We start from the raw sequence: 12,597 nt of genomic DNA on the forward strand, positions 1-12,597 counted from the left end.
TGACAAAACGGTTGGGAGTTTTAGGAATGGAAGATTTTGAGTTTCAGAACAAGGGCCGGATTCTGTTTGGTGAAGGAAAGCGTGACGAGTTTCTGCAGGGGGTAAAAGCGCTTTCGGACAAGGTTCTCGTTGTATGCGGTCCGCATTTTGCGCGCAGCGGGGAACTGGGCGAAATGCTGACGGCCTTTGAGGAAATCGGGATCCGCACCTGGGCGATCGCGGATCTTCATCAGTCGACTATCGAACAGGCGCGTGTCGCCTGGAAACTCTGCCGGGATAACGAAATCGGCGCTGTGGTTGGAGTCGGCGGCGCGACCGCGATGGACTTCGCGAAACTCACGGCCTATGGCGCCTGCCAGAAAGAAGATATCTGGCCGCTGATCGCGACGCGTTCTAGCATTACAACCGGTAAGCGCCTTGGTCTCGTCACAGTGCCGACCTTCCCGTCCTCCGGTTCCGATCTCGACAGCGCCTCCGAAATGGTGGAAAAGTCGACAGATCACGCGGGCGGTCTCTATGGTGCCCCGCTCATTCCGGATTTCTGCTGGCTGAATCCGGCTTACGCCAAGTCCATTCCGCCCGAGTTCCTCGCTTACGGCGTGATGACTTCCATCATTCAGGCGTCGAATTCTTTCCTCAACCCGAAGCAGTCAGGATATGGCGATATGTTCACATCCGGACTCATCCGGAATGAGCTCGCGAACCTTGAGCGCGCTATCCAGAAACCGGGGGATGAGGCGGCGCTCGGTGAACTGATGGTGAGCGCCTGCATGAATGAGTTCGGCGCAGGAACGCTTGGGAAGGACGGTGCGGACTTCAGTGTCTTCTTCATCGAGGGAATTATTGAGTACTACTGGGATCTGCCGTATGCCCCCTCGATTGTGACGCTCTTCCCGCACTGGCTGAAGTCGGTCTATTCCGCGCAGCCCGTGTTCCGCCGCTACTTCAGGGATGCCTGGGGGGTCGACGTGGACGGAAAGACGGATGATCAGGTGCTGGAACTTGGGTTACAGACGATCGAAGAAACCTACCGGAAATTCGGTCTTTCCCTGACACTGAATGAATTGAAGCCGCAGAAGGCGGATCCGGCAGCGCTACGCAAGTTCATTGCTGAACCGGGGCCGTGTGAATCGATTTACCGCGAATTCACGCCGGATGATCTTTTCGAGCTGATTACGCGGACGGCCGGCTGATCCGCTGTTTCTGCTGGAGGGAGAACCTATGAAGCAGCTGAAAGCGACGCGCCGCGTTCTGATCGGAGCGGGTGCCGCGGTAGCGGTCGGCGCGGCAGCTTTTGGGGCTTCCGCCTTCTTTAAGGATCGGAAGCCTTCTGAATTCAATGCCCGCCTGATCGTCGGATCCGATACGGATAATTCCATCGCCGTGCAGTGGGAAGGAAACGGCAGCTGGTATCTGGAGCTTCGAAAGAGCGGCAGCCGGGACGCCAAACGCTTCACGCCTCAGCCGGACAGCTACACAGTGAAGGGGAGAACCTATCATCTGCAGACCGTTCGGATTGCCGGACTGCATCCGTCGACGACGTATGAGTACCAGATCACCGGTCCGAATGATGAAAGATCCGGATGGACAGCTTTCAGAACATCGGATCTGGAAAACTGCCGCGCACTGATATTCCCGGACTCTCAGTCAAACGATCGGTATAAGACCTGGGAAGGGGTTTATAACGGCGCTCTTGGCAGAACACCCGATATTGACTTTACCTGCAATATGGGGGATCTCGTTGACTGCGGGGCCTGGCTCGATCACTGGGATTACTGGTTCAGCGCGGTGAAGGGCGGGATCAGCCGGATTCCGGTTGCCGTCGTGATGGGGAATCACGATACCTACGACATGGATTCCAAGACCCGTGTCGCGGAGCCCGTGATGTTTCTGCATTCCTTTCCGGTCCCGGATAACGGAAGTGAGAATTTCAGACGCTGGTACTACACGTTCGATTCAGGGCCCGTGCATTTCATTGTTCTGAACACGGAGTGGCAGGAGGCGGATCTTCTCAGACCGGGACTCCTTTCAGAGAAGAAGACGTGGTTCCGGAACGTGGCTTCCAAAACCGATAAGCCCTGGAGCGTTGTTCTGATGCACCGGGACGTGCTTTACTACAAGATCAAAGGGCGGAAGCGCGCGAACGAAACCTTTGATGAGGTCGGGAAGGAGCTGATGCCGCTCTTTGACGAAGCGGGGGTGGATCTTGTCCTCACGGCTCATCTTCATACCTATCGTCGGCGTGACCATATCAAAGCGTTTGCCCGATCGGAAGACGGACCTCTTTATATCGTGACCGGCGTGGCCGGCAATATCCGATATCCGGATTTCTGGATCGATCACCCGCTTGATGTGAAGATTGCTCCTCAGCCTGAAACGGATAACTATCTGCTGCTGGATGCTACCGGTCAGTCCCTGTCCCTTAAGACTCTCCTTCCGAATGGGAACGAGATTGACAGCGTCACGCTGACAAAGAACACGTAAGGCGGGGAAAAGAAAACCAAAAACGGCATCAGGCAGATAACCTGATGCCGTTTTTTATAGAGAGCCCGTCAGCAGATCAGGCTTTTGCCGGTTCAGCGGTTTTCACGGCTGTTTTCTCGATTTTCGGTGACTTGACGATCAGAAGCGGCACGATGCCGTGAGCGGCAAGGGCGGCCGCGGTCGATCCCATCACAGCGGTCTTCAGGCGGTTATAGCCATGAGACCCCATAACGAGAATACCGATGCCGTTCGCGCGGGCGTAAGCGGCGATTTCATCGGCCGGGGTGCCGACGAGCTTCACTTCGTCAGGCGTAATGCCTTCGGCCGCGAAAATCGGGCGCACCTTGGAAACCGTGTCTTCGAACTCGTTCTTCTCCAGCTGATCAATATCTTTATCAGAGAGCGTCGGAAGCGCGATGCCGGTGACATTCGTCATCGCCGCGCCTCGGTAATCGTTTACCGCGTTGATGATGGTGAAGGAGGCGTGGTCTCCGAAAAGCTTCCGGTGCTTAAGCGTATAGCGGACAGCGGCCTCGCCGTAAGCCGAACCATCGACCGCGATACCGACGCGAAGCGAATCCGGGAATTCGTCATGCTTGCCGCGGACAATCAGTACAGGGCAGTGGGCGAGCGAAATAACACCGGTCGACACGGAATTCTTGAAGAGTCCCTTCAGGGCGCCGAGACCGCGCGTCCCCATCACAATCAGATCCGCTTTGTAGCGCTCAGCCTCTGCCGCAATAGTCTGATCGGGAACCCCGACCAGCATGGTTTCCGAAACCTTGAAGCCCGCGCTTTCCAGAGTCCGGCGGGCGCGTGAGAAAAGCTTCTCGGCGTGCTCCTGATAGTAATCATCCAGAGCTCCTTCACCGAAGAGGAAAGAGGGCTTTCTCTTAACCGGTGCGTGAACATTCAGAATTTCAATTTGCGGGTTGCTGCCAAGCAGTGTCTCGCGGGAAGCGACAAAACGGACAGCATCCTGGCTGCTGCGGCTGAAGTCGATCGGAAGCAGGATCTTCATCAGGCTTACTCCAATTCAAGAGGGACAAGGGAAACGCGTGTCCCGATGGATGAAGTATAAGCACGCCGAAGCCGGTGGGATGAGCTTTTCTGTGATTTTGGGAGGCACAGATTCGTGGATTTCCGCGCCATCACGGCTAAAATCAAAGAGTGGAAAGGCTGCTCCGGTCCACTTTCTTCTTGATCTCTATGGCAAATCTATGACCCGAAGGCGAAGGCGCCTCACCGAGGCGCTGAAAAAGATTCTGATACTGCTTCTCACGCTGGGGCCTCAGAGCGGTGCTCTTTGGAAAAAGCGTGAGAGAAAAGGTGTCTGTTATGGACAGAAACGGCAGGTTCGGAAGTAAAAGCGGGTCGTTTTGCAGACCCTCAGGGCAGAAAAAAAGCTTCCCGATTTTGATCGGGAAGCTTTTTTCATTCATCAAACCTGTCAGGGATCAGGCGGCCTGGGGAACCGGAGCGTCCGGTGCATCAGACTCGGCAGGCGGAAGCTTGCCTTTCAGATCGTGGTCCGTCATGGTGGCGACGCAGGAGTCGCTCGCAACGTTCACCGCGGTTTCGATCATGTCGATGATGGCGTAGACCGGGAGGATCACACCCATCAGGTCAACCGGGACGTTGAGGGAAGACATGAGGGAGAGGGTGAGGAAGTAGCAGCCCATCGGAACACCGGCGTTGCCGATAGCGGCGATCACGGCGACGACCACCCAGACTGCCATCGTACCGCCCGTAATCGCGATGCCGGCATTCTGCATCAGGTAGAGGGACGTGACCAGAATGAACGCAGCGCAGCCATTCATGTTGATCGTGGTGCAGATCGGGAGCACGAAGCGGGTAACGCGGCGGTCAAGGCGCAGGTTCTGTTCAGCAGAGGCAAGTGTCACAGGAAGCGTACCGGCGGAGCTCTTCGAGAAGAGAGCAACAGCAAGCGCCGGGAACATGCCCTTCAGGACGCGCAGCGGATTGATCCGGCGGGCGAGAAGGAAGTGCGGCAGCACAACGAAGAACTGCAGCAGGTTACCCGTCACCACAACGGCGACATACTTGCCGAGGGAACCAACGATCACACCGGCTTCAATCTGGGAGGACAGCTGGCCTGCAAAGGCAAGAATACCGACCGGGAGAATGAAGAGAAGTGCGCGGATCAGCGTGAAAAGGAGTTCCTGGAGTCCGAAGATCACCCGGAGCAGGGAATCACGGCCTTCCGTGCGGGGCATGAAGGCGAGAGCCAGGCCGACGGCAACAGCGATCACCAGAACGGAAAGCACATTGCCTTCAAGGAAGGGGTGCAGAACGTTGTCCGGAACGACAGACAGGAAGTGGTCGTAGTAGCTGAGGGACTGAAGATTCTTCGGAACGGCAGCGGAACCGGCGGCTGAAATAGCAGCAGGAACGTTTTCCGGCGCAATCAGGATAAAGAGCCCGAGTGCGACGAGAGCCGCGGCGAAGGTCGTGGCGAGAGTGTAGAAGATCGCGTGAGCGAAGATCTGCTTGGTTTCTCTTTTCGCGCCAAGCTGAGAAAGCGTGGTAATCACAGCAAGAGCGATTACCGGCACGGCGACGAACTTAAAGAGGCGGGTGAAGACGGTAGCGATGAAGCCGAACAGTTCGTTCAGCCAACCAATCTGCAGCCAGCCAAGGAATCCGCCAGCCACGAGCGCGAAAAACCAGAACGCGATAACGCGTGTGTTTTTCTTAAGGGCAGCCTGAGCGTTAGTCGGGGAACCGCTCGGCTCTTTTTGTAGGTTTTCCATAGAGACTGTTTCCAAAAAGTTTAACCCGATGCCGCAGACAACCGGCATCGACAGGGGAAACAATACCCTAAAAAAAGAAAATAGTCGAGTAATTTACTCGGGATTATTCGAACTGCTCCGAAAATACCCCGGATGGGGGAACCTCGCCCGGGGTCTTTCGGATGAAGCAATCGGATTATTCCCTTTCAGTGTCGAAACCTTCGGCAACCTTCCAGAGAAGCTTCACGCCCTGCATAAAATCCTCAAGCTTCATTTCCTCGCGGGGATTATGGGACCCATTCTGGTTCGCGACGAAAATCATAGCAGAAGGAATCCCAGCGTTCGTGAGCACAGCGGAGTCGTGACCGGCGCCGGACGGCATCGCGATGTAGGGGATACCGTTTTCCGCCGCAGTCGTCGCGATCCGGGCGACAAGGCCGCTGTTCAGCTTCGCGGGGTCGGTGCGGAGCATCTGATCGAACTCAAATTTCACGCCGCGTTCCTTGGCCACCTTATCCGCGCAGGAGAGGAGCACTTCATGGAACCGCTCAAGCGTTCCCATCGAGAGACTGCGCATATCAATACAGAAGGTGACAAGCCCCGGAACCTTCGCGATGGCGGCTGAGTCCCCGGTCTTCAGCACACCGACCGTAAAGACCAGGTCTTCCTCACGGTCCAGACGGTGAATCCAGTGCTTTTCCATCCGCATCAGGAAGTCAGCGGTCGCGAGCACCGCGTCGTGGCGGAACTCGCGGTTCACGGCGCCCGAGTGAGCCGTTTCGCCGATGCAGCGGACAACCTTATGGCGGAGGTTTCCGCGGATGCCGGTGACAACACCGACACGCTTCGTTTTATTGCTGTCAAGCGTCGGGCCCTGCTCAATGTGGAGCTCAATAAATGCCCCGAATTTCTTCAGATCCGCGAGAGGCTTGCCGCTGACACAGGCTTCAGGGTCAAAACCGGATTCACGGATCGCTTCCGCGAGCGTCTGCTGCTTCGTGCGGTGGCGGAGCTTCAGGTCTTCGGGCTTCAGCTTGCCCGTCATCGCGAGCGTTCCGACATAGGCCTTGCCGAAGTAGGAGCTTTCTTCCATGCGGGTCACGAGCACAGACATGTCGCGGTACGGCGTGTAGTTGGTGCGGCGCATCCACCAGAGAACCGTGAGACCGGCGACGATACCGGCAAGGCCGTCATAATTTCCGCCCTGAGGGACTGAGTCGCCGTGTGAGCCCGTCACGAAAGCCGGCAGGTCGCGGTGTTCACCAGGCAGCGTGAGGAAAAGATTTCCGGCCGCATCCGCCCACTCTTCAAGACCGAGCGTCTTTCCGACCTCCTTCACGTATTCGTGAACTTTATTCTCTACCGCGCTGTAGCCCTGCCGTGAGACGCCGGCGACTGGGTCCTTTGAAAACTCACGGACGTCATCAAAAATCTTTTTCGCAAAGGCCGCGCCTTCTACCGCAATATCCTGCATCTCTTCAGTCATGCTTTTCTCCTGGACCTCAATGGTTGGTGATTGCCGGTTCTCCCGCATCGGACGGTGCCGCAATCGATGTAGGAATTAAAGCAGAAAAAAACCGAAGTTCCCGTCGATTCAGAAAAATTCCCGCGGATTCAGTGAAACATGTACATGACTTTCCGGTATGAATCCATGGGGACGGCTCCCACCCATTCATGTATATGAATTGATGCACCAAATCTGAACATCTGGATTCCTGAAAGGGAAACATCCCTACTTTTATCTTACACAACATCATGAAAACAAATAATAAAAATAATCACTCTATTGGTGCGTCATGAAATTTTAATAACAATAAAAAAGCAGTAATATGCACAAATAAAGTGCGTAAAGATTATTAAATTATGGAGAAAAATTTTAGTTTTTAATCTATAAGTATTTGAAATAAAAATAAATTAGTATCGATGTCAAAAGTTGGCACGATGATTGCGATATATCCGGTAACAATCACTGGAGATGCGCTGATGGCACTGAAGATCCGAATGAAGTCCCGGGACTGGGATTTTTGGACACCCCTGCTGCTGGGGGACGTTACGTCTGACACTATCGATCTGGAACTGACGAGAGTGCAGTCCCTGATCGATAACGTGGCGGATGATCCTGACTGCGAAGCAGCGGAAATGAGTCTTTCCCGATACGCGATCCGCCGAAGCGCAGGGACCGACCGGAACCTTGTCGGAATCCCGTTTTTCATCATGCGGGGGTTCCGAAACCGGTGCATTCTGACGTCAGACGATTCCCCGATTACCACGCTTTCTGACCTCAGAGGAAAGCGGATCGGGCTCTCCGGATGGCAGGATTCCGGAAACACCTGGACCCGGGCGCTCCTTCTTGAAGCGGGCGTTCCGGTGGATTCCATTCAGTGGACGCTTTCCCGTATGACGGCCGCGGACCGGATTGATCCGGAGCGGGGAAAACAGTTCTGGGATGACCGCGTGGTGTTCCATGACCCGGACGAAACGCCGCTTGTTGATCTTCTTAAAGCCGGAAAGATCGATGCGATTTTCCAGGCTTTCATGCCGGCTGATTTCTATAGCGAAGGGTATGGGCTGCGGCAGCTGCAGCCTGACTTCGTTTCACAGGAAAAGGCCTGGTTCGGCTGCGCCGGTTTCGTTCCCGGGATTCATATCCTCGCGATGAAAGCGGACTTTATCGCAGCGCATCCTGAGGCTCCGAGGCAGCTTTGCGAGCTCCTTCGCGCCTCACAGAATCTCTGGCTCGCGAAGCGCCGCAAGTACTTCGAAACCACGCCGTGGCTGATCGCGGATCTTATTGATATGGCGAAGTCGCTTCCTGAAGACTGGGACCCGGTGGGGCTTGAGCCGAACCGCAGGATGCTCGACGAATTCGCCCGCCAGCAGTATCTGCAGAAACTGACCCCCGTGCAGCGTGACGCTGATTTTCTCTTCCCCGTGAAGACGATCTGAGAGAGAGGAGACCGTAATGAGTGATCTTTTCCGCATAGCCCTTGGGCAGATGACGGTCGCGGAGACGGGAACCGAGAATCTCGCGAAGGCGGTGTCTTTGATGAGGCGGGCGGCAGATGCCGGCGCAAGGCTTCTGGTGCTCCCTGAAGGCGTGATTGCCCGGAAACCGACTGACGGCGCCTGGAGCCGCAAACACGCGGAACCGCTGGATGGCCCCTTCGTATCGGGGCTTCTCGCCGCGACCGCCGATATTCCGATCGCGGTTTCCTGCACGGTTCATGAACCGTCAGGAGCGCCGGACGGCCGGGTCTGGAACACCCACATTGTGGCGGACGGCGGAAAGCTTCTCGCCGCCTACCGGAAGCTTCATCTCTATGACGCCTTTTCAGGTCTCGAAAGCGCCAATGTGGTGCCGGGCGACACCGTACCGCCGCTGGTTGATATAGACGGCTGGAAGTTCGGGCTCGAAACCTGCTACGACGTGCGTTTTCCGGAGCTTTCGAAGCGCCTCGCGCTGGACGGCGCGGATGCCATTCTGCTTCCGGCCGCCTGGGTGAGGGGATCGCTGAAAGAAATGCACTGGGAAATCATGGCGCGTGCCCGGGCGCTTGAAAACACCGTCTATGTCGCCGCGCTTTCGGAAATCTCAGCCCGGAATATTGGCTGCTCCATGGTGGTGGATCCGCTTGGCGTTCCGGTTTCCCGGGCGGGCGCGGCTGAAGCCTTGATCACCGCGGATATGAGCCGATCGGTGCTTGAAGACGCGAGAAAAGTCCTCCCGGTGCTTGAAAACATGCGTTTCGCCCGCCCGGAACTGAAGCCGTGACCGTTAACCCAAATCCCTATTTCTACTGAAAAAAAACAACTCAGAAGGACCAAGCGGGATACCCCTGGTCCATAAGGAGAGCATGATGAATTTCAAGAAACTCGCGGTGGCAGCCGCAGCCCTCAGCTTTGCGTTCAGCGCTTTCGCCGCCGGTATCCCGGCACAGAAACTCGATAAATCGCTTCACGCGAAGCTCCCGGCCTCGATCCAGAAGAGCGGCGTGCTGCGGGACGCCGTGAACGGTTCCTTCCCTCCCTACTATGTCGTTACACCGGATAAGAAGATTCAGGGCGCGCTCTCCGACTTCTCGAAGGCGCTTGGCGAGATTCTCGGGGTCCGGGTTGAGCATACGAATATTCCTTCGCTTTCCGGCACGCTGATCGGACTGCAGTCGGGCCGCTACGACATTTCGATCGGACCGATCGGCGACTTCCCGAACCGCGAGGAGAAGAATGATTTCGTGGACTATGTTCAGGAGTACGTGGTTTTCGCGGTGAAGAAGGGCAATCCCCTGAAGATCAATGGACTTGAGGACACCTGCGGCCGCCGGATTTCCGTGATGGCGGGCGGTTCCGCGGAGCGCGTGATCAAGAAGCAGTCAGACACCTGCGTGAAGGTCGGGAAAAAGCCGGTCACGGTGCTCTCCTATGACGGCCAGACGACTTCCGCTCTTGCTGTGCGCTCGGGACGCGCCGATGCTTTCTTCTCCTCCCAGGCTCCGCTCACGTATTTTGTGAGCCAGAACAAGGCTTACCTGGAGCTCGCAGCGGTCGGGAAGAAGAATGGCTTCAACGATCTCTATCAGGGCGCGGTGCTGCCGAAGAATTCTCCTCTGACTCCTGTGGTGCTTGATGCTTTCAAGATCATGTACAAGAACGGCACCTATAAGGCGATCATGGAAAAGTGGGGCCTCAGCCGCAACATGGCAGCGCACCCCGGAAAGAACATGGGGATCGATGTGAAGTAACCCGATCTATCCGCCCCGGCGGTGACTTCACCCGCCGGGTCAAAGCTTTTCTGGAAATCTGAGAATGACGAATTCTGAATTCAAAGCGGCGGATGTCTCCAGGGCACGCCGCCCGGTGCCCTGGTTAAGGTGGGTGCTTTACGCGGCAGTGACCGCGATCATCCTGTACTTCCTTTGGATCTGCTCGAAGAACCCGAATTTTGAGTGGGGAGTTGTTGCGCAGTACTTTACGCACGACTCGATCCTCCACGGAATCAAGATGACGCTGGGGCTCACCGTGGTTTCCATGGTGATCGGGACGGTGCTCGGCCTTATCTGCGCGCTGGGGAAACTCTCCGGCAGCCGCTTTTTCAATACGCTCAGCAACATCTATCTGTGGTTCTTCCGCTCAACCCCGCTGCTGGTGCAGCTGCTTTTCTGGTACAACCTCGCGGCGTTGTTTCCCGAGGTAACGCTGCCCGGGATGGGCGCGGTATCAACCAACACGCTCATCACGCCGCTCTCCGCCGCGATCATCGGGCTCTCGCTTAACGAAGGCGCCTTTATGGGGGAAATCATCCGGGCGGGACTGCTCTCCGTTGATCCGAATCAGAAAGAAACCGCTCAGGCCTTTGGCATGAGCCGCCTTCAGATCATGTTCCGGATTCTGATTCCTCAGGCGATGACCGCCATTATTCCGCCGACCGGAAACCAGGTGATCTCCATGGTGAAAGCGACCGCCATGGTGTCCATCATCGCGATGGATGATCTGCTGTACTCGGTCCAGACGATTTACAACGTCACTTTCCAGATCATTCCGCTCCTCATTGTCGCGGTGATCTGGTACCTCATCATCACGTCGGTCCTCTCCGTGATTCAGTGGATGATTGAGCGCCATTTTTCGAAAGGCCGCAGCCCCAGCACGCCGGCTGCTGAAGAGACCCTCGCGGCGGAAGGAGTAAGCGCATGACAGAAGAACTGACAGCCCGGAACACGGAGCCCTTTGTGATCTGCCGCGACGTGCGTAAGAGTTTCGGCTCAAATGAGGTGCTGAGGGGCATCAGCCTCGAAGTGAAGAAGGGGGAGGTCGTGGTGATCCTCGGTCCCTCGGGGTCCGGCAAGTCAACACTCCTTCGGTGTATCAATCATCTGGAAACAATGGATTCCGGAATGATCACGGTAGGCGGTGAGGCTATCGGCTACGAGATGAGGAACGGTGAACTCTGGGAAGCGCCGTATCCGGTCGTCGCGAAACAGCGGAGCCGGATCGGAATGGTGTTCCAGGCGTTCAATCTCTTCCCGCATCTCACGGTGCTGGAAAACGTGATGCTCTTTCCGGTGTCAGTGCATCACGTGCCGAAGGACGAGGCAAAGAAAAAGGCGCTTGAGATTCTTGATCGGGTCGGTCTCGCAGACAAAGCGAATGAATACCCGAGGCGGCTTTCAGGCGGTCAGCAGCAGCGCGTCTCAATCGCGAGGGCTCTCGCGATTGAACCGGAGCTCCTGCTCTTTGATGAACCGACTTCAGCGCTCGATCCGGAGCTCGTCGGTGAGGTGCTTCAGACCATGAAGTCGCTCGCGGAGCAGGGCTATACGATGATCATTGTGACGCACGAGATTCCATTTACCCGTGAAGTGGCGGACCGTGTGGTCTTCATGGCAGACGGCGTCGTGGTTGAGGAGGGTGCGCCGGATGACGTTATGGTGAATCCGAAAACGGATCGCTTCAGGACATTCCTTTCCCGGTATCTCTGAGGAATCTATCAGTAAATCAACGAACGGCTTCCCTTTCCTGTGGGACTGGGAGGCCGTTTTTGTCTCTCATATAAGACCGTACCTTTCGGCTAGAATAGCCGGGTTTCCCCAAGCGGGATTTCTCACCTGACCGGGTACCGACATATGGCAAAAAAAGAGCTTCTCTGGGTCCAGCTGGCCCGCGATCTTGCGTACGCAATTGCGACCGGCCGCTATCCCGTCGGGACGCTTCTGCCAAAGGAACTCGATATCTGCCGGAAGACAGGGCTCTCGCGGCACACCGTCCGCGCGGCGCTGGATCATCTGCAGCGCACCGGTCTCATCAAGCGGACACCGCACGTCGGCACTGAGGTTGTCGCCCGGGGCGCGGCCCGCGGCTTTGCCTATCGGCTCCAGTCGTTCAGCGATGTCGATATGATCGGCCACTCGCATGCCCGCGAGGTCTGTCAGTCGATTCACGTGAAAGTCGATAAGGAGAAGGCTCAGGAGCTTGGGCTTCCCGCTGGAACCTCCTGGGTCAGGCTTACCAATATCCGCGCGGGCGATAAGCCTGAGGATCCGCCGGTTGTCTGCACTCAGGTTTTTATCCCGGAAGTCTGGGAGGACGTGGTCGCGGCGGCTGCCCGCGAACCGGAAACACTGATCGCTACGCTGATCAACCGGATGCACGGCGTTGTTTGCAGCGAAGTGAAGCAGGATGTCTCGGCGGTTGCGATGCCGGTCGATCAGGCGGCGTGGCTTCAGTGCAAGCCGGGAGTCCCGGCACTGAAGATCCGGCGTGTTTATCTCGATGAATCCGGGAAGCCCCTTGAAGTGTCCGTGTCCTGGCATCCGGGAGACCGCTACAGTTTCTCAATCAGTCTGCAGCAGAACGCGGCGGACTGAGA

The 12,597-nt window shown here is 56.5% G+C and carries 11 protein-coding genes; 8 read left to right on the plus strand and 3 right to left on the minus strand.

What is annotated here, in order from left to right:
- Positions 1 to 26 precede the first annotated feature (26 nt).
- Both M4NBBH2_RS06780 and M4NBBH2_RS06785 read left to right on the plus strand, forming a co-directional pair.
- Positions 27 to 1,193, plus strand: coding sequence for an iron-containing alcohol dehydrogenase (locus M4NBBH2_RS06780; RefSeq protein WP_116270235.1), 1,167 nt, complete (start codon positions 27 to 29; stop codon positions 1,191 to 1,193).
- 28 nt (positions 1,194 to 1,221) lie between these two features.
- On the plus strand, positions 1,222 to 2,484 hold the full coding sequence (locus M4NBBH2_RS06785; protein WP_116270236.1) for a purple acid phosphatase family protein: 1,263 nt from the start codon (positions 1,222 to 1,224) through the stop codon (positions 2,482 to 2,484).
- A gap of 76 nt (positions 2,485 to 2,560) precedes the next feature.
- On the opposite strand, the gene M4NBBH2_RS06790 is transcribed toward M4NBBH2_RS06785, so the two are convergent.
- From M4NBBH2_RS06790 to M4NBBH2_RS06805, 3 genes are all read right to left on the minus strand, one after another.
- Complete coding sequence (locus M4NBBH2_RS06790; RefSeq protein ID WP_116270237.1) at positions 2,561 to 3,505, minus strand: universal stress protein; 945 nt, start codon at positions 3,503 to 3,505, stop codon at positions 2,561 to 2,563.
- Positions 3,506 to 3,941: 436 nt separating this feature from the next.
- Positions 3,942 to 5,258: a dicarboxylate/amino acid:cation symporter gene (locus tag M4NBBH2_RS06800; protein WP_116270239.1), complete on the minus strand. Its 1,317-nt coding sequence runs from the start codon at positions 5,256 to 5,258 to the stop codon at positions 3,942 to 3,944.
- 175 nt (positions 5,259 to 5,433) lie between these two features.
- The gene (locus M4NBBH2_RS06805) at positions 5,434 to 6,723 is read right to left on the minus strand and encodes a Zn-dependent hydrolase (RefSeq protein ID WP_116270240.1); all 1,290 of its coding nucleotides are present in this window, start codon (positions 6,721 to 6,723) and stop codon (positions 5,434 to 5,436) included.
- A 497-nt stretch (positions 6,724 to 7,220) separates the two neighbouring features.
- Between M4NBBH2_RS06805 and M4NBBH2_RS06810 the strand changes: the two genes are divergently transcribed.
- The 6 genes from M4NBBH2_RS06810 (at position 7,221) to M4NBBH2_RS06835 (ending at position 12,595) form a co-directional block, all read left to right on the plus strand.
- Positions 7,221 to 8,183 carry an ABC transporter substrate-binding protein gene (locus M4NBBH2_RS06810; protein ID WP_116270241.1) on the plus strand — a complete coding sequence of 321 codons (963 nt, stop codon included), beginning with the start codon at positions 7,221 to 7,223 and terminating at the stop codon, positions 8,181 to 8,183.
- 16 nt (positions 8,184 to 8,199) lie between these two features.
- A complete protein-coding gene (locus tag M4NBBH2_RS06815; protein ID WP_116270242.1) occupies positions 8,200 to 9,009 on the plus strand; it encodes a nitrilase-related carbon-nitrogen hydrolase in 810 nt (269 codons plus the stop codon).
- Between the two features lie 82 nt (positions 9,010 to 9,091).
- On the plus strand, positions 9,092 to 9,976 hold the full coding sequence (locus M4NBBH2_RS06820) for an ABC transporter substrate-binding protein (RefSeq protein ID WP_116270243.1): 885 nt from the start codon (positions 9,092 to 9,094) through the stop codon (positions 9,974 to 9,976).
- A gap of 64 nt (positions 9,977 to 10,040) precedes the next feature.
- Positions 10,041 to 10,925 (plus strand): amino acid ABC transporter permease, encoded by an 885-nt coding sequence (locus M4NBBH2_RS06825; protein ID WP_116270244.1) that lies wholly within the window; start codon positions 10,041 to 10,043, stop codon positions 10,923 to 10,925.
- Positions 10,922 to 11,710 carry an amino acid ABC transporter ATP-binding protein gene (locus M4NBBH2_RS06830; RefSeq protein ID WP_116270245.1) on the plus strand — a complete coding sequence of 263 codons (789 nt, stop codon included), beginning with the start codon at positions 10,922 to 10,924 and terminating at the stop codon, positions 11,708 to 11,710. The genes M4NBBH2_RS06825 and M4NBBH2_RS06830 overlap by 4 nt, the downstream gene beginning before the upstream one ends.
- A gap of 144 nt (positions 11,711 to 11,854) precedes the next feature.
- Positions 11,855 to 12,595: a GntR family transcriptional regulator gene (locus M4NBBH2_RS06835; protein WP_116270246.1), complete on the plus strand. Its 741-nt coding sequence runs from the start codon at positions 11,855 to 11,857 to the stop codon at positions 12,593 to 12,595.
- The last annotated feature ends 2 nt before the right edge of the window (positions 12,596 to 12,597 follow it).

Origin of the sequence: Mesosutterella multiformis (genome assembly GCF_003402575.1) — a bacterium.
Lineage (GTDB): Bacteria > Pseudomonadota > Gammaproteobacteria > Burkholderiales > Burkholderiaceae_F > Mesosutterella > Mesosutterella multiformis.

Bases quoted from the DNA above. Each gene is read 5' to 3' on its own strand.
- M4NBBH2_RS06805 (WP_116270240.1), bottom strand. From the start codon at position 6,723: ATGACTGAAGAGATGCAGGATATTGCGGTAGAAGGCGCGGCCTTTGCG.
- M4NBBH2_RS06825 (WP_116270244.1), top strand. From the start codon at position 10,041: ATGACGAATTCTGAATTCAAAGCGGCGGATGTCTCCAGGGCACGCCGC.
- M4NBBH2_RS06800 (WP_116270239.1), bottom strand. From the start codon at position 5,258: ATGGAAAACCTACAAAAAGAGCCGAGCGGTTCCCCGACTAACGCTCAG.
- M4NBBH2_RS06780 (WP_116270235.1), top strand. From the start codon at position 27: ATGGAAGATTTTGAGTTTCAGAACAAGGGCCGGATTCTGTTTGGTGAA.
- M4NBBH2_RS06830 (WP_116270245.1), top strand. From the start codon at position 10,922: ATGACAGAAGAACTGACAGCCCGGAACACGGAGCCCTTTGTGATCTGC.
- M4NBBH2_RS06785 (WP_116270236.1), top strand. From the start codon at position 1,222: ATGAAGCAGCTGAAAGCGACGCGCCGCGTTCTGATCGGAGCGGGTGCC.
- M4NBBH2_RS06810 (WP_116270241.1), top strand. From the start codon at position 7,221: ATGGCACTGAAGATCCGAATGAAGTCCCGGGACTGGGATTTTTGGACA.
- M4NBBH2_RS06815 (WP_116270242.1), top strand. From the start codon at position 8,200: ATGAGTGATCTTTTCCGCATAGCCCTTGGGCAGATGACGGTCGCGGAG.
- M4NBBH2_RS06790 (WP_116270237.1), bottom strand. From the start codon at position 3,505: ATGAAGATCCTGCTTCCGATCGACTTCAGCCGCAGCAGCCAGGATGCT.
- M4NBBH2_RS06835 (WP_116270246.1), top strand. From the start codon at position 11,855: ATGGCAAAAAAAGAGCTTCTCTGGGTCCAGCTGGCCCGCGATCTTGCG.
- M4NBBH2_RS06820 (WP_116270243.1), top strand. From the start codon at position 9,092: ATGATGAATTTCAAGAAACTCGCGGTGGCAGCCGCAGCCCTCAGCTTT.